Below are 21,804 nucleotides of genomic sequence, written 5' to 3'. Positions count from 1 at the left end.
TTATAGCCGTGCCTCACCTGACTTTATCTTTTCAAACTCGTGCAGAGCTTTTTACAAAGCTGGCCACTATGGAAAAGGCAGGTTTGCCTTTCACACAGGCGCTGGGTTTGTTACGTTTGCCAGGTACAACGAATCAGCGCTTGAGTGTGATGCGTAAATATATCAAAGCTTCTATTGATTTTGCTGAAGCTGGTGAAGAGGCTAGCGTATTTACGCCGTTTGAAGCTACCTTGATCAGAGTCGCCATGGCGGCGGGTAGCCCTGCTAGCACCTATCAAAAACTGGCCGATTATTATGCGATTCGCGCGATTCAATCCCGGCAGCTAAGATCAAAGTTGGCATTGCCAGTGTTGATGCTGGTGCTTTCAATCTTGATACAACCCATCCCCGAGCTGATCAATGGCGCATTGGGTGGATATATTGGCCAGGTGTTTGTGCCTTTGCTTACTATCACTTTGGCTGCTTCACTTATTTTTTATGCAAGATACTGGCTGCATGTGATTTCCTTATTACCCATCAAGGATGCAACTCACCAGTTAGTCAGGCGGTTACCTGTATTTGGCAGCCTGCATATCAAACGCAATTTGCGAGATTATTTTGAAAGTTTGGCATTGTTGTTAGAAGCGGGTATGCCGATGCGACAAGCCCATGCGATGGCTACTACCACAGTCGCAGACTCAGCCATCAAGGCGGAATTAAGTAAGGCTGCTTTGCGTTTAAAGGCAGGGGCAACATTTAGCCAAGCAATGCAAAAACTTGTTTTTCTCAAGTCTGCAACTGCAATGCATTTTATTGAAACGGGTGAAGCCGCGGGCAAATTACCTGAGATGCTAATGCGCTATACCCAACAGGAATCAGCATTTTTGCTGCAAAGAGAAAAATTGCTGGCTGATTGGTTACCTAAAATTATCTATGCGCTGATTGCCCTCTGGGTAGCTTATAGCTTGATCTCAGATGGATTAAAGCCGATTGAAATGCCACCTGAGTTGATGTAAAACCTAGCTGGCAAGGGCGATTTTCTTTTCAAATTTTGGTTCTTGATGCTCTGGCTCATCGAATAAATCACCATGACCATGATGGCTATCGAGCAAACTGTAATAGTTTGACGGCTCAAGCACAGTGGGAATCGCCTCTGGCAGCATGTCAGGATAATCTTTGCTGTAATGCAAGCCGCGACTTTCTTTGCGTTCCATTGCGCTTTTGACAATCAATTCGGCCACTTGCAATAAATTACGTAGCTCAATCAGGTTGTTGCTGATGCGGAAATTGCTATAGAACTCATGTACTTCGTCGCGTAGCAAATTTAGCCTGTGCATGGCGCGCGTTAGCCGCTTGTTGGTACGCACAATGCCCACGTAATTCCACATAAAGCGCCTGAGTTCATTCCAGTTATGGGTGATGATGACTTCTTCGTCAGCATCCGTCACACGGCTTTCGTCCCACGATGGTAGCTTTACAAATGGCCTAGATGTCTGTGCCAGAATATCGCGCGCGGCGGCTTGGCCGAACACCATGCATTCCAATAGTGAGTTACTGGCTAGGCGGTTAGCGCCGTGCAAGCCCGTGCAGGCGACTTCGCCTACGGCATATAAATTTGGTATATCGGTATGTGCTTGATGATCAGTCATGACGCCACCGCAGCTGAAATGCACAGCTGGCACTACAGGGATAGGCTGTTTGGTGATATCTATGCCGAGCTCCATGCAGCGACGATAAATGGTGGGGAAGTGCGAAATAATGAAGTCAGCAGGCTGATGCGAGATGTCGAGATAGACGCAATCGATCCCGCGTTTTTTCATTTCAAAGTCGATGGCACGGGCCACTACATCGCGTGGTGCCAGCTCGCCGCGCGGATCATGCGCCAGCATAAATGCATTCCCATCAGGCAGTTTGAGTATGCCGCCTTCGCCACGCACGGCTTCGGTAATTAAAAATGATTTTGCTTGTGGATGAAATAAACAGGTTGGGTGAAACTGGATGAATTCCATATTGGCAACACGACAGCCCGCGCGCCATGCCATGGCAACACCATCGCCTGTGCTGACATCTGGATTGGTGGTGTAAAGATAGACTTTGCCAGCGCCACCAGTGGCGAGAATAGTCTGCTGTGCGGCAATCGTGAGTACCTTGCCAGAAGTGTTATCCAAGACATATGCACCAAGGCATTCGCTGCCTTCCATGCCGACTTTGCCTGCCGTAATAAGGTCAACTGCAATATGGTCTTCAAGCAACGTAATATTCTTGTGCTCTCGCACTTTCTGCGCCAGTGTTTTCTGTACCGCCTGGCCTGTTGCATCTGCAGCGTGGATGATGCGCCTGTGGCTGTGGCCGCCTTCTCGCGTCAAGTGGTAACCGCTATCGTCGTCTTCCCTGGTGAACGGAACACCTTGCTCAATCAACCATTCTACTGTTTCACGGGCATGTTCAACCACCATGCGGGTGACAGCGGCATCGCACAGGCCTGCGCCCGCGATTAAGGTGTCTTGGATGTGGGCTTCGATTGAATCGTCATCGGTTAATACCGCCGCAATGCCGCCTTGCGCCCAGCTACTGGCACTATCGGTAATCGTACGTTTGCTTACCAGGCAAACTTTCTTATGTTCTGCTACTTTTAAGGCTGTTGTCAGCCCAGCCAAACCACTACCAATAATCAGTACGTCATATTGCTGCATATGCTGCCTATTAATCCGAAGCGATGAACTTTTGTGAGTGTATAACTGTCAGAAAAAGTAAGCCAGTCAATAAAAATTACTAGCCAACATAGCGATTAATTTAGCCCTAAGATCGAGCCGAGTTAATCAGTGCTAGTTCAATAGGTAAATGGAGGATGTGCAGTGATAAATGCTAAAAATATCGGTGAGAATATAAGCGAATTTTCACGCTTTAATTTCGTTGACACAACATTGCAGGGTTATACTCCGAAAACGAATCATATGCAGACGGAGATTAAATCTTCTGCCGCGGACCAAGCGGTAGCAGGCAGCAATATGTTGGGCAATCGTGAAATAGATCAAGCGCTGGTAGAGCGTGCACAGCGTGGCGATAAGCGTGCTTTCGGCATGCTGGTGGAAAAATATCAGCGCAAACTGGGTCGCTTACTCTCTCGTCTGATTCGTGATCAGGCTGAAGTCGAAGACGTCGTGCAAGAATCTTTCATTAAAGCTTATCGCGCACTCCCTAATTTCCGTGGTGATAGCGCTTTCTACACATGGCTTTATCGTATCGGCATTAACACCGCTAAAAACTATCTGGTTGCAATGGGTCGCAGGCCTACCGTGTCTAACGACATTGAAATTGAAGATGCCGAAAATTTTGAAGATGGCAATGAGCTGCGCACTATGGATACACCAGAAACAGAGTTGATGACCAAGGAAATCGCCAGAACGGTTAATGAGACCGTTGCTGCTCTGCCAGAAGAATTGCGCACAGCTATTACCCTGCGAGAAATCGAAGGTTTGAGCTACGAAGAAATTGCTACCTTGATGAACTGCCCAATTGGCACAGTGCGATCAAGAATTTTCCGTGCGCGCGAAACGATTGCGCTTAAATTAAGGCCTTTGCTTGATACACCAGACAATAAGCGCTGGTAAATTTAAATTGTAAGTATTTAGGCACAGCATTTGCTAGATTTTTGTCAGCTTGATGCCTGCTTGAGTGAGTTAGAAATATGTATAGGAGTGATGATGAAAGACCAAATTTCAGCTTTGATAGATGGTGAACTGCCTGTAGAAAGTGCAGACCATTTATTCATTGCGCTCAAAGCAAAAAATGAAACCTCCGAAAGTTGGGCAACTTACCATTTGATTGGTGATGTGATGCGCGGCAACGCCGTATTCAAGGCAGACTTTAATGAGCGTTTCATGCAAAGGCTAGACCAGGAACCCAGTGTTTTATCCCCAAGCAACCATGCTCCTGCTAATAAAGGGTTTACCAAAACCTCAACCGCTTGGTCACTGGCGGCTTCAGTGGCTGCGGTTATGTTCGTTGGATGGGTCGTATTGCAACAGCAAGTACACAATCATGTAGATGTTGCGCCTGCTGAGATTGCACAAAACGTAGCTTCAGAATATCTGTTGGCGCATCAATCGATGGCACCGAGCAGCACTGCGTATTACATCCAGCCAGCCTCTTACTCTGAGAGCGGTAATTAATGAAACGTTTTTTGCTAGGCTGCTTGCTTGCAGCCAAGTATCTAGCAATTACCTACCCTTTAGCAACGCTTGCTGGTCAAGAAACCCCTGTTTTACCCAACACTAATGCTACTCAAAACCCTTGGTTGATTTTGCAAAAAGCCTCACAAGCTGCACGTGAGCTTAGCTATGAAGGTATTTTTGTTTATCAGTCTGGTGCTTCTGGCAGGTCAGTACAAATCACCCATATGAATTATGGTCAAGGCGAGTACGCACGTATTGTGGTGCTGGATGGCATGCCGCGTGAAGTATTAAGCCAAGGCAAAGATGTGGTGATATTTAGTCCACGCAATGAAAAAGTCGTGATTGAAAAACGGCGTGGCCAAAATCTTTTCCCTGCATTGTTGCCATCCAATATGGATTTAATCAAGACCAGCTATACAGTCAAGCTTGCTGGGATAGAGCGCGTGGGTGGCCGTGATGGCCAATTGATTATCTTGGAGCCTCGTGACCAATATCGCTACGGCTATAAGCTATGGACTGATCGTGAATACGGCTTGCTGATCAAATCGCAAACCCTCAATGAACGCCATGAGCCAACAGAGCAAATCGCATTTAGTCAGTTGACCTTGCTTAATTCACAGAATATGGATTGGTTTCAGCCAAATATTGACCATGACAAAAAATATGTGATGGAAGATAGTCCAGCTAAAAATATCACTCCTGACGATAACACCTGGGCAGTTACTAATTTGCCAGACGGCTATCGCAAAGTCGATCAAGTCACCCGTATGGTGCCCGGAAAATCATATCCAGTAACCCAGCTGATTTTTTCAGATGGACTGGCTTCAGTGTCTCTATTTATTGAACCTTTGGTCAAGGGTGTTGAGCCCAAAGTAGGTCACACAGCCATGGGCGCTACCAATTTTTATGCAAACACGAATAACGGTCACCAGATTGTGGTTGTGGGTGAAGTCCCAGAAGCCACTGTGACCCAAATAGCTGGCGCAGTGACATTCAAAAAGTAATTTTCAATAGAGATATATTTAGGCTCTCATCAGTCATATTCAGTTGCTAGTATTTAAAATCCTTGTATACGTTTTTTAGTTTTTAGCGTTAATCAATTGGGTAGTAGTTTTTCAATCAAACTTTAGTAAGGTGAATGGAATGGTAAAAAAAATCATTGCAGCGAGTGCTTTTTTGATGCTTTTTGCAAGCTCAGCATTTTCAAAAGATTTGCCTGATTTTACTGATCTGGCAGAGAAGCTTGGCCCATCAGTGGTCAATATCAGTATTACTCAGGTAGTGCACGCCAATCCCAACGCAGGTTCTCCATTTGGTAATTTGCCAGACGATCCCGCAATCAATGAATTCTTCAAGCGTTTTGGTATTCCTGGAATGCCAGGCATGCCTAGTGGACAGGAAGAGCCACAGCAGGATTACAAGTCTCAGTCGTTAGGTTCAGGTTTTATCATCAGCAACGATGGTTATATATTGACCAATGCACATGTGGTGAAAGACGCTGATGAAGTGCTGGTCAAGCTAGCAGATAAACGTGAGTTCAAAGCCAAAATCATCGGTGCAGACCGCAGGACTGATGTTGCCTTGATCAAAATTGAAGCAACAGGCTTGCCCAAAGTCACTACCGCTGCCGACCCTACCGCATTGCGCGTTGGCGAATGGGTGATTGCGATCGGTTCCCCATTTGGGCTTGAAAACACCGTGACTGCAGGTATCGTCAGTGCTAAAGGGCGCGCCTTGCCGCAAGAGAATTTTGTGCCGTTCATCCAGACTGACGTGGCAATCAATCCTGGTAATTCAGGTGGCCCATTGTTCAACATGAAGGGCGAAGTAGTCGGTATCAACTCCCAGATTTATAGTCGTACTGGCGGTTATATGGGGCTGTCTTTCGCCATACCGATTGATGTAGCGATTGATGTTTCAAACCAGTTGAAAGCCACAGGTAAAATAACGCGCGGCTGGTTAGGCATTGCGATTCAGGAAATCAATAAAGATATCGCGGATTCATTCGGCCTTAAAAGCACCAATGGTGCGCTGGTGGCTGGTGTAGAAAAAGGTAGCCCTGCCGAGAAATCAGATTTGCAGGCAGGTGATGTGATTACCAAGTTTGATGGTAAACCCATCATCACTTCATCTGATTTACCACGTGCAGTAGGCGCTACCAAGCCAGGTAAAGCTGTGCCAGTTGAAGTTTTACGTAAAGGCGCAGTGAAGACTTTAACGGTTACGGTTGGCGAGATGCCTGCAGATAAAGATGAAGTGGCTGACTCATCTCCTAAAGGTGTTACCAAGCCTGAAATCAACCGTATTGGTCTGACATTGAAAGAGCTGACACCGCAACAGAAGAAAAAGCTGAATGACAAAAATGGCTTGCTAGTTGTTAATTCACAAGGCCCTGCAGCAACAGCTGGTATTCGCAAGGGAGATGTGGTGCTGGGTATTAACAATAACGATATTCAGGGCCTAGATCAGTTTAATAAGCAATTGGCTGCCGTTGCTAATGGTAAGACAGTGGCTTTATTGATCATGCGTGAAGGTGATACCTTGTATGTGCCAATCAAAATTGCGGATGCAAAATAAATCTAGCATGGTGTTCCGATCATTTAACTGACTTTAAACAGGTAACTTCGTATCAAGCTTGGCGGCAATGATAAAGATGCGTGGGTTGCCTGTTTACTGTAAAATCCGACTCGATTGCTATTGACTTCAGGGCGCTTCGGCGCCCTTGTTGTTGTGAATTTTACTTAGGCTATATACGTATAAAGTGAATTCAAAATAGTCTTAATATTTAAGCTTGGCTACTTTAAGTTAGCCAAGCCAGCAACCAAAATAGATTGTCATGAAAAATATTCGTAACTTCTCCATCATTGCCCATATCGATCACGGTAAATCTACCCTTGCGGACCGCATTATTCAGCTCTGCGGTGGATTGTCTGATCGCGAGATGGAGTCGCAAGTGCTTGATTCTATGGATTTGGAGCGTGAGCGCGGCATTACCATCAAAGCGCAAACAGCCGCCTTGCACTACAAATCGTTGAGTGGTGAGATTTATCAACTGAATCTGATTGATACCCCAGGGCACGTGGATTTCTCATACGAAGTCAGCCGTTCATTGTCAGCTTGCGAGGGCGCTTTGCTGGTGGTTGATGCATCGCAGGGCGTTGAGGCACAAAGCGTGGCCAACTGCTACACCGCGATTGATTTGGGTGTTGAAGTCACGGCAGTGTTGAATAAAATTGATTTACCATCTGCCGACCCTGACCGTGTGATTCAAGAAATTGAAGACGTGATTGGCATTGATGCGTCTGATGCGGTGCGCTGTTCAGCCAAAACTGGTGAAGGCGTGCGCGACGTACTTGAGGCGGTAGTGGTTCATGTACCTCCTCCCAAAGGAGATGTTAACAAGCCACTTAAGGCGCTGATTATCGACTCTTGGTTTGATAACTATGTGGGCGTAGTCATGCTGGTGCGTGTGGTGGATGGCGTATTGAAGCCAAAAGACAAGATCAAGATGATGGCTACCAAGGCTGTGCATCTTTGTGAGCAAGTCGGTGTATTTACGCCCAAATCCTTGCAAAAAGAAGCGCTATCTGCGGGTGAAGTAGGTTTCATTATCGCTGGCATTAAAGAGCTGACCAGCGCAAAAGTGGGTGATACCGTGACGTTAGCGGACAATCAGGCTATAGAAGCTTTACCAGGATTTAAGGAGGTGCAGCCACAAGTATTCGCAGGCCTTTACCCAGTCGAGTCCAATCAGTTTGAGGCGTTGCGTACTGCACTAGAGAAATTGCAGCTGAACGATGCTTCATTGCAGTACGAGCCAGAAAACTCGACTGCGCTTGGGTTTGGTTTCCGTTGCGGTTTCCTGGGTTTATTGCACATGGAAATCGTGCAAGAGCGCCTAGAGCGCGAATACGATATGGATTTGATTACCACTGCGCCTACGGTAGTCTATGAGTTATTGCTCAAAAATGGCGAAACGGTGCAGATAGAAAACCCATCGCGCCTGCCTGAGCCTTCACGCATTGAAGAAATCCGGGAGCCGATGATCACGACCAATCTGCTCATGCCACAGGATTATGTTGGCCCAGTGATGACCTTGTGTAATGGCAAGCGCGGTGTGCAAAAGAACATGCAGTATATGGGGCGGCAGGTCATGCTGACTTATGAAATGCCACTGAATGAAGTGGTGCTGGATTTCTTTGATAAGCTCAAATCTGTTTCGCGCGGTTATGCATCCATGGATTATGAATTCCTGGAGTTTCGTGCAGCAGATTTGGTCAAATTAGACATCATGGTAAACGGTGAGCGGGTGGATGCGTTATCACTCATTGTGCACCGTGCCAACAGTTTGTATCGTGGGCGACAGCTTTGTTCTAAGATGCGTGAATTGATTCCGCGCCAGATGTTCGATGTGGCGATTCAGGCATCCATCGGCGCCAATATCATCTCGCGCGAGACAGTGAAAGCCATGCGTAAGAATGTATTGGCAAAATGCTACGGTGGTGATATTTCACGCAAGAAGAAATTGCTGGAAAAGCAAAAAGAAGGCAAGAAACGCATGAAACAGGTAGGTAACGTAGAGATTCCACAAGAGGCATTTTTGGCCATATTAAGGGTAGAAGACAAATGATGTTCGCATTATTCATGCTAGTAGTGCTTGCCGTGACTGGCCTTATCTGGCTTGCAGATAGCCTGTTTTTTCGCAAAAAACGGGTCGCTGTTGGTAAAGCTGACCCAATCTGGGTCGAGTACTCTAAAAGCTTTTTCCCGGTGATTCTGGTTGTTTTTCTGATTCGCTCATTTATTGTCGAACCATTCAAGATTCCATCTGGCTCCATGATGCCAACCTTGCTGGCAGGTGATTTCATCTTGGTGAATAAATTCAACTATGGATTACGTGTGCCTATCCTCAATAATACGTTTATTGATGTGTCACACCCTAAGCGCGGCGACGTGTTTGTGTTTCACTATCCGCCAGACCCATCTATTGATTACATCAAGCGCGTAGTAGGCTTGCCAGGCGACAAAATCAGTTATCACGACAAACAGCTTTACATCAATGGACAGAAGCTGGATGTAAACTATGTGGATGATTATGAATATACGTCTGCAGGGCTTAATATGGTGTATGCCAAGCGTTATCTTGAACAACTAGGCGATGTAAAACACAATATTTTGATTGATGACAACAGCATTATCACAGACTTTGAAGCAGAAGTACCGCCCAATAGCTATTTTGCGATGGGTGATAACCGAGATAACAGCAAAGACAGTCGCTACTGGGGCTTTGTGCCAGAGCATAATCTGGTCGGCAGGGCGTTTTTCATCTGGTGGAATTTTGATAGTTTCAGCAGAGTTGGTACAGTCATTCACTAAGCACTGATTCACTGACATTGATGCACTATTTACTGGAGACGTAGCATGCACAAACAGCGTGGTATTACATTTATTGGTTTAGTTTTCATGATTGCTGCTGGGTTGTTTATTGCGATCATCGCGATGAAACTTGCTCCAGCATATTTAGAGTATTTCAACGTCAAAAATGCTGTGACTAAAATTGGCAACGACGCTAGTTTTGCTGATATGACCAAGAAAGATATAGCTGATGAATTTGATCGATCTGCCACGATAGATAGTATTGAGGTGGTTCAAGGTCGCGATTTGGAAGTGACTAAAGATGATTCAGGCAAACAAATTGTTAGTATTGAGTATCAAAAAGTCGTACCGATAGTTGCCAATATTAGTGTTTTGCTTGACTTCAGTGCCTCAACTGGTAAATCACACTTGGTCAATCCATCGCAGCCGACCCAATAATTGTTATGTCACAAACGGGCCTAGCTCGGCTTATTGGCCATGACTTTCATCATCCAGCATTGTTAACGCAGGCGCTAACGCACCGCAGTTTCAGCGGCATTAACAATGAGCGGCTGGAGTTTTTGGGTGATGGTATGCTCAACTGCATCATCGCCCATCAACTATATCAGCGTTATCCAAGGCTAGATGAAGGCGACTTGAGTCGCTTGCGTGCGCAACTGGTGAAAGAAGCGACGCTGGGTGAAATTGCGCTCAAGCTCAATATTGGGGAATCGCTCAAGCTCGGTGAAGGTGAGCTCAAAAGCGCGGGTTGGCGTCGTCCTTCAGTGTTGGCCGATGCTCTGGAAGCCACGATTGGTGCGGTGTTTCTTGATGGCGGTTTTGAAGCGGCAGAGCAGTTCGTGGTCAGAATTTATAGCGATTTGTTTGAAAAAATTGATCCCAAGTCTATTGATAAAGATCCTAAATCCTTGCTGCAAGAGTATTTGCAGGGTCGAAAAATGGCATTACCTAGCTATGAAGTGGTCAATGTAGAAGGTGATCCGCACGAGCAATTATTTAAGGTTGAGTGTCATATTCCCATGCTTGATCTGATCACTTGTGGAGAGGGTGCGAGCCGTCGTATCGCCGAGCAAAAAGCAGCAGAATTGGCCTATGTGCAACTCATCAATACGCCATCCACAAAAAAGTCGCAGCAACATGAGTAGTTAAGGAGCATTAAGTATGAATACGCCAACCGATTTTCGTTGTGGCACGGTTGCCATTGTCGGGCGACCAAACGTTGGCAAATCAACTTTGCTCAACCATATTCTGGGTTTAAAACTCAGCATAACCTCGCGCAAAGCGCAAACTACCCGACATCGTTTGCTCGGTATTCACACCACAGAAGATACTCAGTTTCTGTTTGTAGATACGCCAGGTTTTCAGCAAAAGCATATCAATGCGCTCAATAAATCACTCAACAAAACGGTCACACAGGTACTGACTGAAGTTGATGTTGTTTTGTTTGTGATCGAACCTATGCATCTTGGCGATGCAGACCGCAAGGTACTGGCGCTATTGCCAAAAGATAAACCAGTTTTGCTGGTGGTGAACAAGCTTGACCTGATGGGTGACAAAGGCAATATTTTGCCGCTGATTCAGGATTTTGATCTTGAATTCCCCTTCATTGAGATTGTGCCAGTCAGCGCCAAGAAAAATCTCAATATTGATGAATTGCTAAAAAGCATACGCCAGCACTTGCCTGAGCAAGCTGCGATTTACGGTGCAGATGAACTGACAGATCGTAATGAGCGTTTTCTCGCCGCTGAGTTATTACGTGAGAAAGCATTCCGCTTTTTGGGCGATGAAGTACCGTATGGCATCGCGGTGGAAATTGAAAAGTTCGAGATGGAGGGCAAGCTGCGCCGCATCCATGCCGCATTTATCGTCGATAAAGAAAGCCAGAAGCCCATGTTGATCGGCAAGGGCGGCGAGAAGCTCAAGCAGATTTCAACTGAAGCACGTCAAGACATGGAGAAGTTGTTTGACGGTAAGGTTTGGTTGGAGACTTGGGTAAAAGTTAAGGGTGGTTGGGCGGATGATGAACGCGCCCTAAAAAGCCTTGGCTACTAGGAGTTAAGTCAGATTGCGCCGAATACTGCGTTATAAAACCTTGCCGTACTCATTGTACTGTCTTCGGTTTTATGCCTTGTCTTCGACTCAATCTGACTTAACTCCAGTTTCCGCAATCCCGTATTCAATCCCAATTTGAATCATGGCCGTTGCTACCATTCGCACGACCAGCAATAATCGTCAAGATAACCAGCCAGTCTATGTGCTGCACACTTATCCGTTCAAAGAAACTAGCTTGGTGGTCGAGCTATTCAGCCGTGAGTTCGGACGGGTAGCCGCCGTTGCAAAAGGGGCCCGTCGTCCCCGTTCAGCGATGCGTGGCATGTTGCAGTCATTCCAGCCATTAACAGCTACCTGGTCAGGTAAGCTTGAGTTGAAAACTCTGCATTCGCTGGAATGGGGTTCAGGTTTGCTTTTATTAAATGGCGAAGCCCTGATGTGCGGCTTTTACCTGAACGAGCTTTTGTTGCGATTGTTGCCGCGTGAAGATAGCCATGATCTGTTGTTTGATTACTATGCCCAGACGCTTAAAATATTAGCCACTGATAAAAATTATGCGGCTACGCTCAGGCGCTTTGAGCTGAAGATGCTGCAGGAGATGGGTTACGCGGTTCCGCTCAATCAAGATGCCAATGATCAGTTAGTCCTTGCCGATAAAGCTTATTTTTATATTGCTGAAGTTGGGGCATCACACCAGCATGCACAATTTAATCAGCAAAACGGCGTACAATTATTGGGTAAAACCCTGCTGGATATGGCGAATGACGATTATTCAGATGCCCAGACACAGCAGCAAAGCAAACAATTGATGCGCGTGTTATTGGCGCATTATTTAGGTGATAAGCCGCTCTATACCCGACAACTCTTAATCGATTTACAAGAATTATGATAAAACCTAGATTCATCAAATTGGGCGTGAATATTGACCATGTGGCAACTTTGCGCAATGCGCGTGGTACGCAGTATCCCAGCGTTGTGCAGGCTGCCTTGCGTGCCGAAGAGGCTGGTGCCGATAGCATTACCATCCATCTGCGCGAAGATCGTCGCCATATCCGTGATGAAGATGTATTTGCCTTGCGTCCGCTGTTGCAAACCAAGATGAATCTCGAAATGGCGGTCACCGACGAAATGGTGGAAATCGCGCTAAAAGTGAAACCACAAGATGTCTGTCTGGTACCTGAAAGGCGCGAAGAGCGCACGACTGAGGGCGGCCTTGATGTCATTGGCAACCTGGATAAAATCACGGACGTTTGCGATCAACTGGCCGATGCAGGCATTCGTGTATCGCTCTTTATTGCGCCAGATATTGCACAGATTGACGCCGCAAAAGCCGCAGGTGCGCCTGTGATTGAGTTGCACACTGGGAAGTTTGCCGATAGCACGGGTAGCGTACAGCGCCATGAGTTAACCCGCATTCAACAAGGGGTTGAGCATGCGCTCAAGCTTGGCTTGATTGTTAACGCTGGCCACGGCCTCAATATCCATAACGTGCATGAAATTGCCGCCATTCCGCATATTGAAGAGCTGAATATAGGCCACGCTCTCGTCGCCCATGCCTTGTTTGTGGGGTGGGAATATTCGATACGCGAAATGAAGCAATTGATGGTACAGGCAGCACATGGTTAATCAATATCAAAGCACCTGCGCATGATTTACGGTATCGGTACTGATATTGTTGAAGTCTCGCGCATAGAGGATTCATTGGCACGTTTTGGCGATGCATTTGCCCAGCGCTTGTTGAATGAACAAGAGTGGCAGGATTACAGCCTCTCTACTACCAAAGCACGTTTTCTTGCCAAGCGGTTTGCTGCAAAAGAAGCCTTTGCCAAGGCGCTTGGCACAGGCATACGCTCACCAGCGACTTTTGAGAACATCGGTGTAGGCCACGATGATCTTGGTAAACCAGTGCTGGATTTAGCGCCAGCGTTACAAGAATTTCTGGATGCAAAAGGTATCGCTTTCCAACATTTATCGATTAGCGATGAAAAAGCCTTAGCCGCGGCTTTTGTTGTGCTCGAAAAAGCCTGAATCGGAAGCTGGGCGTGCCTCGATTTTTGTCCGTCTTATTCCTGATTTTAAGTTACAGCCTGAGTGGCTATGCAGAGGATGCCGAGAAATGGGTGTCGCTAGGCGTCAGCGATATCGGGCAGCATGAGGTGGATACCAATTCTTTGCAGTGGATTAGCCCTGACAGTATTTTTAATATCACTACCAAAGTCATTGAGAAAAGTCAGGCGCAGGCAAAAACAGAGGCTGGCAAGGACAAGCTCCCGCCAGATGGCCAGGTTGAATGGGTGACTACTATGACGATAGACTGCAAAGCCAATATCTTCAGCTATACCAATGGCCGTAAGTACGATCAGGGCAAACTGGTCGGCGGTTTCAGTAAAGCGCGACCAGCTGAAGCTATCGGTGTTGGGAGTATGCCAGACCAGCTGAAACAAGCGTATTGCCCAGTTGATGAGCCTGCGCAGGATGCAGCAAATGAACCGTCATCTCTGCTTGCTGTTCCATTGCTTGCAGAGTCTACGCCAATTGATTCTGCCTCTGAAACTACATTAGATGAGCCTCCATCAGGAAAAATAGAATGGCAATCCATCGGCAAGAGTGCAATTGCCGAAGTTTTCTATGACCGTAAATCTATCAGGCGCAGTCAGGATGGTAGCCGTTTTATCGCGCATACCAAGGTCGTGCCGTTTACCAGCAATACTAATGATGCTGAAGCTGGTGATATTACCCTCAGCACCTTGTCGTTTGACTGTAATGACCACAGCTTTATGGTGGTGAGGATGAGCAAGCTTAAAGATGATCAACTGGTCAGCGTATTTGATACGCCGCAGCCGCCAGCAAATACTGACAAGATTGCAACCATCCAGACCCTGGCTAACAAATTCTGCAAAGCCTCGGATGAGCCTTCCATTCCCAAAACACCAGAGCAGCTAAAGAAAGATACGCGTTGCGCCAATACCCTCTCGCAAGTTGAGCAATTGCAGAACAAGATACAGAAGGATATTGATGATGGCGGTCTGCTCTGCAAGCAAGTGAAAAGCTATGTTAAACAGATCCAGCAGCTAACCAAGGCCGTGAAGCGTGATGATTGTGCGATTGATGGGCTGGATAGCTTTGTAGAAGACGTTAAAAGTGAGGCATGTCATTGATGGATGCTCACCAGAACCAAGTTGATATAGATACCGTCGATGTAGCCCGACGTTTTGGCGGTGTCAGCCGACTATATGGCGAACAAGGCTTGGCAAGGTTTCAAGCGGCCAACGTCTGTGTCATCGGCATTGGTGGCGTTGGTTCTTGGGCAGTCGAGGCGCTGGCGCGCAATGCGATTGGCAACATGACCCTGATTGATCTGGATAATATTGCGGAATCGAACGTCAATCGCCAGCTGCATGCCGTTGACGGCTCCTTTGGCAAAGCCAAGGTGACGGCCATGGCCGAGCGTATCCTCAGCATCAATCCAGATTGCAAAGTCCAGCAGGTAGAAGACTTCGTGACGGCAGAGAATGTAGCCACTATGCTGGGTAGTGGTTTTGATGTGGTGCTGGATGCGATTGATGATGCCCGCGCCAAGGTTGCCATTGCCGCTTATTGCCGCCAGCAAAACATTCCACTGATTATCGTAGGTGGCGCAGGTGGCAGGCTAGACCCAACCCGCATTCAAAGCGCTGATCTGGCGAAAGTCACTGGCGACAGGCTGCTGGCGAAGGTGCGCAATTCGTTACGGCGCGACCACGGGTTTCCGCGTGGTGAAAAAACAAAATTCAATATCCAGGCAGTCTATTCGGATGAGCAAGTGCAAAAGCCTGAAGCTGCCTGCGAGACGGATGTAGCATTGAACGGCCTCAATTGTGCTGGTTATGGCTCATCGGTTTGCGTCACTGCGCCGTTTGGCATGGCCGCTGCCGCACTTGTGCTAAAGCAATTGCTGAACTAGTACATGCAAATAGAGGTCATCTCAAGCTATGACCTCTGCTCGCACTTTCAAAGGCAATAAATCTTACCTGCTAGCCAAACCCTGCTTGGGTTGTGGGCGTGAGATGAGTTGGCGCAAAGCTTGGGCGAGTAACTGGGAAGCGGTGAAATACTGCTCTGAGTCTTGCAGACGTAGTGCGAAATCAAAACCCATTCAAAGCTAAATATGTCTATACGCCACCTAATCATCATTCTGGGTGACCAGCTTACCCTTGATAACCCTGCACTCGATGGTTTTGATGCGACACGTGACCGCATACTGATGGTCGAGACAGTTGGTGAAGCGACCCATGTCTGGAGCCATCAGGCGCGCATTGCCTTATTCCTGGCGGCTATGCGCCATTTTGCCGAGCTCCTAATTGAAAAAAGTATGCAGCCTATTTATCTCAAGCTGGGGCAGCATGATTTTGCCAGCTTGCAGGATGCCTGGCGTGCAAAGCTAAATGAGTTGAAGCCTGAAAAAGTCATCATTTGCGAACCTGGTGAATATCGCGTTTTGCAAATGATTGAACAATGCGCACTGGCGGCTGAGACCCCATTAGCCGTTCGCGATGACAGCCACTTCATGATTAGTCGCGCTGATTTCAGACGTTGGGCAGGCACTGACAAAAACAAAAGCCTGCGCATGGAGTTCTTTTATCGCTATATGCGTAAACAGCATGATGTGCTCATGAAAAATGGTGAGCCCGAGGGCGGCAGCTGGAACTACGATGATGAAAATCGCCAGTCATTTGGCCGTCATGGCCCACAAAACCTGCCTGCAAATCCAGTCTGGCAGCATGATGACATTACCCGTGCAGTATTTACCGATACTGCCCAATATTTCCCAAAGCATCCAGGTAGCCTGGCTAATTTCTGCTGGCCAGTAAACCATCAACAGGCGCTGAAACTTCTGGATGATTTTATCCAATACCGGCTCGCTGAATTTGGCCCTCATCAAGATGCCATGTGGCAGGGTGACCTGATTTCTAGTCCGTTTCTCTGGCATTCGTTGCTGGCTTCGTCGCTTAATCTTAAATTGTTAAATCCGCGTGAAGTGATCTCGGCGAGCATAGCGGCGTATCACTCCAGAGGCCTGCCACTGGCCAGTGTGGAAGGCTTTGTACGGCAGATACTGGGCTGGCGCGAGTTCATCCGTGGAGTCTATTGGCTGGATATGCCTGAGATGGCCGAAGCTAATCATTATCAGCATCAGCGGGCATTGCCATCTTGGTATTGGACTGGCGAGACAAAAATGAATTGTTTGGCGCAGACCATCCGCCAGACTATGCAGTATGGCTATGCGCATCATATTCAGCGCTTGATGGTGACTGGTCTATTCGGCTTGCTGGCGGAAATCAATCCGCGAGAAGTCGAGGCTTGGTATCTGGCGGTGTATGTAGATGCGGTCGAGTGGGTTGAACTGCCCAACGTGGCGGGCATGGCGCTGTATGCTAATGGCGGTCGATTCACGAGCAAGCCTTATGTGGCGTCTGGGGCTTATATCAAACGCATGAGTAATTATTGTAGTGGCTGCCGTTACAAACCAGAGGTCAAGACTGGCGAAGATGCTTGCCCTTACACCACGCTCTACTGGCATTTTTTGATCAAGCATTATGAGACGTTTGCCCGCAATCCAAGAACCGCGCTCATGGCTAAAAATGTAGCCCGATTCAGTCAGGCGCAGATTGGTGATATTGAATCATCGGCAGCCTCATTGCTGGGCAGGTTAGAAAGTATTTAAAGAATTGCAATGCAAGCAGCGCTCTACATTGAATCAGAACCCATAAAAATAGCCGACGGCGCATACTTGCTTCAGGGCTTTGTCTCTAGGTTCGAATCAGGCTTCGATCAGCGATTACTAGATGCGATTGAGGCAGTGAGACTACAAGCGCCTTTTCGTCATATGGTCACCCCTGGCGGTTACACAATGTCAGTGGCCATGGCTAATTGCGGCAGAGCTGGCTGGGTAACAGACCGCAAAGGTTATCGATATTCTGAAATAGATCCTACAACTGGCCTGCCTTGGCCAGCAATGCCTGAGGTATTTTTACAAATCGCCCAATCTGCGGCGCTGGCTGCGGGCTATCAGGATTTTGTGCCAGATGCCTGCCTGATTAATCGCTATGAGCCTGGCGCACGCATGGCCTTGCATCAAGACAAAGATGAGCAGGATGCAACCGCGCCAATTGTTTCAGTGTCGCTGGGGCTGACTGCAACCTTTATGTTTGGGGGCCTGCAGCGCACTGATAAAGCCAAACGCTTTAAACTAGAGCACGGCGATGTCGTTGTATGGGGCGGTACTTCCAGATTTAATTTTCATGGTATTGCGCCGCTAAAAACTAGCATGCATCCACTGCTCGGTGAGCAGCGCATTAATCTGACGTTCAGAAAAGCGCTGGCGGATTCGCCTTAAACTCGGCCACAATAACGCGATGCAAACTTTTAATTCAGCTATGCAGCATCTTGCTGCCGTCGATGACGATTGGACACGGCTCATTGCCGAGGTCGGCGATTGTGGCTTAAAGACTACGCCTAACCGTGAGCCTTACGAGGCACTAGTGCGATCCATTTCTTACCAGCAATTGCATGGTCGGGCAGCAGAAGCCATATTGAGTCGGCTGCTGGCGATGTATCCGGATCAGGCATTTCCTGCTCCTGCCAGCATACTGGCAACAGACCCTGCATTGATGCGCGCTTGCGGATTTTCTGCGACCAAGGTGGCGACTATTCGGGAGATTGCCCAGAAAACTCAAGATGGCCTGGTACCTACCCTGGCCGATGGCCAATTGATGAGTAATGAAGAATTAATCGAACGTCTGGTGAAGTTAAAGGGAGTGGGGCGCTGGACTGTAGAGATGCTGCTGATTTTTACCCTAGAGCGTTGGGATGTATTGCCAGTGGGCGATTTTGGCTTGCGTGAAGGGTATCGATTACTCAAATCACTTGCTGAACAGCCAACGCCTAAAGCGTTTAATGAGATAGGCCTAGCTTGGTCGCCATATCGCTCAATTGCCAGTTGGTATTTATGGCAAGCAGCTAGCCTGTATAAACTGAAGCCTGAAAAGGTAGCCAAGAATAAAAGCTCTTGAAATTTCTGCAGGCATCCCAATTTGTATAACTATATCGAGTGATCAAACACTCTATCGTTTTTAACCAAATATTGTATTTAATCAACACCAGGGGATTTAAACCATGTCCACAGCTACTGCACAAAAAGAGACCTTAGGTTTTCAGGCCGAAGTAAAACAGCTATTACAACTGATGATTCACTCGCTCTACAGCAACAAGGAAATCGTGCTGCGGGAGCTGATTTCCAATGCTTCCGATGCCGCTGACAAGCTGCGTTTTGAAGCCTTAGCCAATGGCAGTCTGTATGAAAATGACAGCGAACTTAAAATCCGCATCAGCTTTGATAAAGAAGCTCGTACCTTAACTATTTCTGATAACGGTATCGGCATGAGCCGCGAAGAGGTGATTGATAACATTGGTACGATTGCCAAATCAGGCACGCGCGAATTCTTTCAGTCACTCAGTGGTGACCAAGCAAAAGACGCGAATCTAATTGGCCAGTTTGGTGTTGGTTTCTACTCGGCTTTTATCATCGCCGACAAAGTAACGCTGACAACACGCCGCGCTGGCGATACGCAAGCTGTGCGCTGGGAATCAGCAGGCGAGGGTGATTACACCCTAGAAACTGCCGAGAAAGCGACGCGCGGCACAGAGATTCAGATGCATCTGCGTGAAGGTGAAGATGAGTTTCTCAATGACTGGAAACTGAAATCCATTATCCGCAAGTATTCTGACCATATCACCATGCCAATTGTGATGAAAAAATCCGAATGGAAAGATGGAGAACAAGTTGAAACTGATGAAGATGAAACCGTCAATAAAGCCTCAGCATTGTGGGCGCGTGCTAAAAACGATATTACAGACGAAGAGTATGTCGAGTTTTACAAGCATGTATCCCATGATTTCCAAGACCCATTGGCTTGGAGCCATAACCGCGTAGAAGGCAAGCAGGAATACATTTCACTGCTTTATGTGCCAAGCAAAGCCCCGTTTGATTTATATGACCGCGAGCGTAAGCATGGCATCAAGCTCTATGTAAAACGTGTGTTCATCATGGATGATGCTGAACAACTGATGCCGCAATACCTGCGTTTTGTGCGCGGTGTGATTGATACTTCAGATTTGCCGCTGAATGTTTCCCGTGAGATTTTGCAGCATTCCAAGGATATTGATGGCATTAAGGCTGGCTCTGTGAAAAAAGTGCTGGGCCTGCTGGAAGACTTGGCTGAAAACAAACCTGAGCAATACAGCGCTTTCTGGAATGAGTTTGGCAAAGTCTTAAAAGAAGGCGTTGGCGAAGATTTCTCTAATAAAGAGAAAATCGCAGGGCTGTTTCGCTTTGCTAGCACCCTGGCTGATACTGAGGCACAAGTGGTCTCGCTTAAAGACTACATTAGCCGCATGAAAGAGGGGCAAGACAAGATTTACTACATCACTGCAGATAGTTTTGCTGCAGCGCAACACAGCCCACATCTGGAAATCTTCCGCAAAAAAGGCATTGAAGTCTTGTTGATGTCAGACCGCGTGGATGAATGGATGCTCGGCAGCCTGACTGAATTTGATGGTAAAAAACTGCAATCAGTTGCCAAAGGTGACCTTGATTTAGGTACGCTGGAAGATGAAGCTGAGAAAGAGCAGCAAAAGAAAATCGAAGATGAATCAAAATCTCTCATTGAGAAAATCAAGACAGCATTGGGCGAAACAGTGAATGAAGTCCGTGTGACGCATCGTTTGACTGATTCACCAGCTTGCTTGGTCAGCGGCGAGAATGATTTGTCGGGCAATCTTGAGCGTATGCTAAAAGCCGCTGGACAGAAGACGCCAGCCAGCAAACCTACGCTGGAAATCAACCCGCAACATGCGATTGTGCAACGTTTGAATGACGTCTCAGATGAAGCAAGGTTTACAGATTGGGCGCACTTGTTATTTGATCAAGCGTTGCTGGCTGAGGGCGGTCAACTTGAAGACCCAGCAAGTTTTGTACGCAGGATGAATAGCTTGCTTGCTTAATTTTTAGTTAAAGGCAGTACTTAAAGCCTGTATTCATCAAGTTAGCAGTGTTTTCTAGCTTGGTGAATACAGGCTTTTTGTTATATAATCTTTGGCTTGATTAAATTTATGCCCAATGTTTAGGCTAAATGTAATCAAGTAGCTCTAGGTATGCCATGTTAAGCATGGTGATGGCGTCAAGCCATCCATCGCAGAATTGCTGTAAAGCGTTGTTGCGATGCAGGAGAATTTTAGTCAGGTCAGCCTGCTAATCAACCAAATGTAAACAATTGAAGGAGTTTTAATATGTCAAGATTCACTGGACCACGTCTTAAAAAAATGCGCGCACTTGGTATTGATTTGCCTGGCCTGTCACGCAAAACAATCGAATCACGCCCAACCCCACCGGGTCAGCATGGCGCGAAGAATACCCGTCGCAAGAAGTCTGACTTCGGCGTTAAGTTGATGGAAAAGCAAAAGCTGCGTTTCAACTACGGCCTGTCAGAAAAACAAATGCGTCGCCTGGTTGTTGATGCACGTAAAGGTAAAGAGCCTACTGGCGATACCTTGTTGCAATTGCTTGAGCGTCGTTTAGATAACGTTGTATTCCGCGCTGGCTTTGCACCAACCATCGCTGCAGCACGTCAATTAGTTTCACATCGCCATATTAAGTTAAACGGCAAGTTGGTGAACATTCCTTCAATTCGCTTGCGCGCTGGTGATGAAATCAGCATTAAAGATGTAAGCGCAAAATTGCCTATCGTTGTTGAGACATTGGGTAACTTGCCATTGACCCGCCCAGAGTGGCTGTCATGGAATGAGCAAGCGCTTTCTGTAAAAGTTGCGCACATGCCTGCACCTGAAGATGTACCGTTCCCAATCGACGTACAACAGGTTGTTGAGTATTACGCCAACCGTTTGTAAGTTAGCTAAAGCTTTATAAGTTTATAGCTTATATAAATCTCCAAATAATAAGTTCTCCTCTCTTAGCCGCATTTATGCGGCTTCTTTTTGCCTGCTATTCGTATAATTTTCTACAAGTAATTCGTTTTTGATCTTCAAGAATTAAGTCTGTCGGAAGCATTTTTGCTAAGTACATGATTTATATTAATTCATATTTTTATATGAGAATTACTAAAGTCTGTCGAGCATTCAAGAATTCATCGTTATAACTCATCTCAAAAGAATAAAGTTCGTCGAG

The 21,804-nt window shown here is 46.9% G+C and carries 22 protein-coding genes; 21 read left to right on the top strand and 1 reads right to left on the bottom strand.

Annotated elements, in window-relative coordinates:
- Positions 1 to 8: 8 nt before the first annotated feature.
- Complete coding sequence (locus ZMTM_RS09875; RefSeq protein ID WP_264081910.1) at positions 9 to 995, top strand: type II secretion system F family protein; 987 nt, start codon at positions 9 to 11, stop codon at positions 993 to 995.
- A gap of 3 nt (positions 996 to 998) precedes the next feature.
- On the opposite strand, the gene nadB is transcribed toward ZMTM_RS09875, so the two are convergent.
- The gene (gene nadB, locus ZMTM_RS09870) at positions 999 to 2,672 is read right to left on the bottom strand and encodes an L-aspartate oxidase (protein ID WP_221763691.1); all 1,674 of its coding nucleotides are present in this window, start codon (positions 2,670 to 2,672) and stop codon (positions 999 to 1,001) included.
- Between the two features lie 315 nt (positions 2,673 to 2,987).
- Here nadB and rpoE point away from each other — a divergent pair, with 315 nt between their 5' ends.
- The 20 genes from rpoE (at position 2,988) to rpsD (ending at position 21,527) form a co-directional block, all read left to right on the top strand.
- Positions 2,988 to 3,590, top strand: coding sequence for an RNA polymerase sigma factor RpoE (gene rpoE / locus ZMTM_RS09865; RefSeq protein WP_221765679.1), 603 nt, complete (start codon positions 2,988 to 2,990; stop codon positions 3,588 to 3,590).
- Positions 3,591 to 3,680: 90 nt separating this feature from the next.
- A complete protein-coding gene (locus ZMTM_RS09860; protein WP_318840496.1) occupies positions 3,681 to 4,151 on the top strand; it encodes a sigma-E factor negative regulatory protein in 471 nt (156 codons plus the stop codon).
- Positions 4,151 to 5,158, top strand: coding sequence for a MucB/RseB C-terminal domain-containing protein (locus tag ZMTM_RS09855; RefSeq protein ID WP_221763690.1), 1,008 nt, complete (start codon positions 4,151 to 4,153; stop codon positions 5,156 to 5,158). The genes ZMTM_RS09860 and ZMTM_RS09855 overlap by 1 nt, the downstream gene beginning before the upstream one ends.
- Before the next feature lie 139 nt (positions 5,159 to 5,297).
- Positions 5,298 to 6,731, top strand: coding sequence for a DegQ family serine endoprotease (locus ZMTM_RS09850; RefSeq protein WP_221763689.1), 1,434 nt, complete (start codon positions 5,298 to 5,300; stop codon positions 6,729 to 6,731).
- Between the two features lie 259 nt (positions 6,732 to 6,990).
- Complete coding sequence (gene lepA, locus ZMTM_RS09845; protein WP_221763688.1) at positions 6,991 to 8,784, top strand: translation elongation factor 4; 1,794 nt, start codon at positions 6,991 to 6,993, stop codon at positions 8,782 to 8,784.
- Positions 8,781 to 9,530 carry a signal peptidase I gene (lepB, locus tag ZMTM_RS09840; RefSeq protein ID WP_221763687.1) on the top strand — a complete coding sequence of 250 codons (750 nt, stop codon included), beginning with the start codon at positions 8,781 to 8,783 and terminating at the stop codon, positions 9,528 to 9,530. The genes lepA and lepB overlap by 4 nt, the downstream gene beginning before the upstream one ends.
- Positions 9,531 to 9,575: 45 nt before the next feature.
- Positions 9,576 to 9,968, top strand: coding sequence for a DUF4845 domain-containing protein (locus ZMTM_RS09835; protein ID WP_221763686.1), 393 nt, complete (start codon positions 9,576 to 9,578; stop codon positions 9,966 to 9,968).
- Between the two features lie 5 nt (positions 9,969 to 9,973).
- Positions 9,974 to 10,675 (top strand): ribonuclease III, encoded by a 702-nt coding sequence (rnc, locus tag ZMTM_RS09830; RefSeq protein ID WP_221763685.1) that lies wholly within the window; start codon positions 9,974 to 9,976, stop codon positions 10,673 to 10,675.
- A 16-nt stretch (positions 10,676 to 10,691) separates the two neighbouring features.
- Positions 10,692 to 11,582, top strand: coding sequence for a GTPase Era (gene era / locus ZMTM_RS09825; protein WP_221763684.1), 891 nt, complete (start codon positions 10,692 to 10,694; stop codon positions 11,580 to 11,582).
- 142 nt (positions 11,583 to 11,724) lie between these two features.
- The gene (gene recO / locus ZMTM_RS09820) at positions 11,725 to 12,471 is read left to right on the top strand and encodes a DNA repair protein RecO (protein WP_221763683.1); all 747 of its coding nucleotides are present in this window, start codon (positions 11,725 to 11,727) and stop codon (positions 12,469 to 12,471) included.
- Positions 12,468 to 13,208: a pyridoxine 5'-phosphate synthase gene (gene pdxJ / locus ZMTM_RS09815; RefSeq protein ID WP_221763682.1), complete on the top strand. Its 741-nt coding sequence runs from the start codon at positions 12,468 to 12,470 to the stop codon at positions 13,206 to 13,208. The genes recO and pdxJ overlap by 4 nt, the downstream gene beginning before the upstream one ends.
- A gap of 21 nt (positions 13,209 to 13,229) precedes the next feature.
- Complete coding sequence (acpS, locus tag ZMTM_RS09810) at positions 13,230 to 13,610, top strand: holo-ACP synthase (protein ID WP_221763681.1); 381 nt, start codon at positions 13,230 to 13,232, stop codon at positions 13,608 to 13,610.
- Positions 13,611 to 13,636: 26 nt separating this feature from the next.
- The gene (locus ZMTM_RS09805) at positions 13,637 to 14,740 is read left to right on the top strand and encodes a hypothetical protein (protein WP_221763680.1); all 1,104 of its coding nucleotides are present in this window, start codon (positions 13,637 to 13,639) and stop codon (positions 14,738 to 14,740) included.
- The gene (locus ZMTM_RS09800) at positions 14,731 to 15,525 is read left to right on the top strand and encodes a tRNA threonylcarbamoyladenosine dehydratase (protein ID WP_225907009.1); all 795 of its coding nucleotides are present in this window, start codon (positions 14,731 to 14,733) and stop codon (positions 15,523 to 15,525) included. Before ZMTM_RS09805 ends, ZMTM_RS09800 begins: the two co-directional genes overlap by 10 nt.
- A gap of 28 nt (positions 15,526 to 15,553) precedes the next feature.
- The gene (locus ZMTM_RS13580) at positions 15,554 to 15,727 is read left to right on the top strand and encodes a DUF2256 domain-containing protein (protein ID WP_221763679.1); all 174 of its coding nucleotides are present in this window, start codon (positions 15,554 to 15,556) and stop codon (positions 15,725 to 15,727) included.
- A 2-nt stretch (positions 15,728 to 15,729) separates the two neighbouring features.
- A complete protein-coding gene (locus ZMTM_RS09790) occupies positions 15,730 to 17,286 on the top strand; it encodes a cryptochrome/photolyase family protein (protein ID WP_221763678.1) in 1,557 nt (518 codons plus the stop codon).
- Between the two features lie 9 nt (positions 17,287 to 17,295).
- Positions 17,296 to 17,958 (top strand): DNA oxidative demethylase AlkB, encoded by a 663-nt coding sequence (gene alkB / locus ZMTM_RS09785; protein ID WP_221763677.1) that lies wholly within the window; start codon positions 17,296 to 17,298, stop codon positions 17,956 to 17,958.
- Positions 17,959 to 17,977: 19 nt separating this feature from the next.
- Complete coding sequence (locus ZMTM_RS09780; RefSeq protein WP_221763676.1) at positions 17,978 to 18,634, top strand: DNA-3-methyladenine glycosylase family protein; 657 nt, start codon at positions 17,978 to 17,980, stop codon at positions 18,632 to 18,634.
- A 103-nt stretch (positions 18,635 to 18,737) separates the two neighbouring features.
- Positions 18,738 to 20,624 (top strand): molecular chaperone HtpG, encoded by a 1,887-nt coding sequence (gene htpG / locus ZMTM_RS09775; RefSeq protein ID WP_221763675.1) that lies wholly within the window; start codon positions 18,738 to 18,740, stop codon positions 20,622 to 20,624.
- A gap of 285 nt (positions 20,625 to 20,909) precedes the next feature.
- Positions 20,910 to 21,527 (top strand): 30S ribosomal protein S4, encoded by a 618-nt coding sequence (gene rpsD / locus ZMTM_RS09770; protein WP_221763674.1) that lies wholly within the window; start codon positions 20,910 to 20,912, stop codon positions 21,525 to 21,527.
- The last annotated feature ends 277 nt before the right edge of the window (positions 21,528 to 21,804 follow it).

This window comes from Methyloradius palustris (assembly GCF_019703875.1).
GTDB lineage: Bacteria > Pseudomonadota > Gammaproteobacteria > Burkholderiales > Methylophilaceae > Methyloradius > Methyloradius palustris.
Note: the sequence above shows the minus strand (reverse complement) of the source record. Positions and strands in the feature narration are given on the sequence as shown.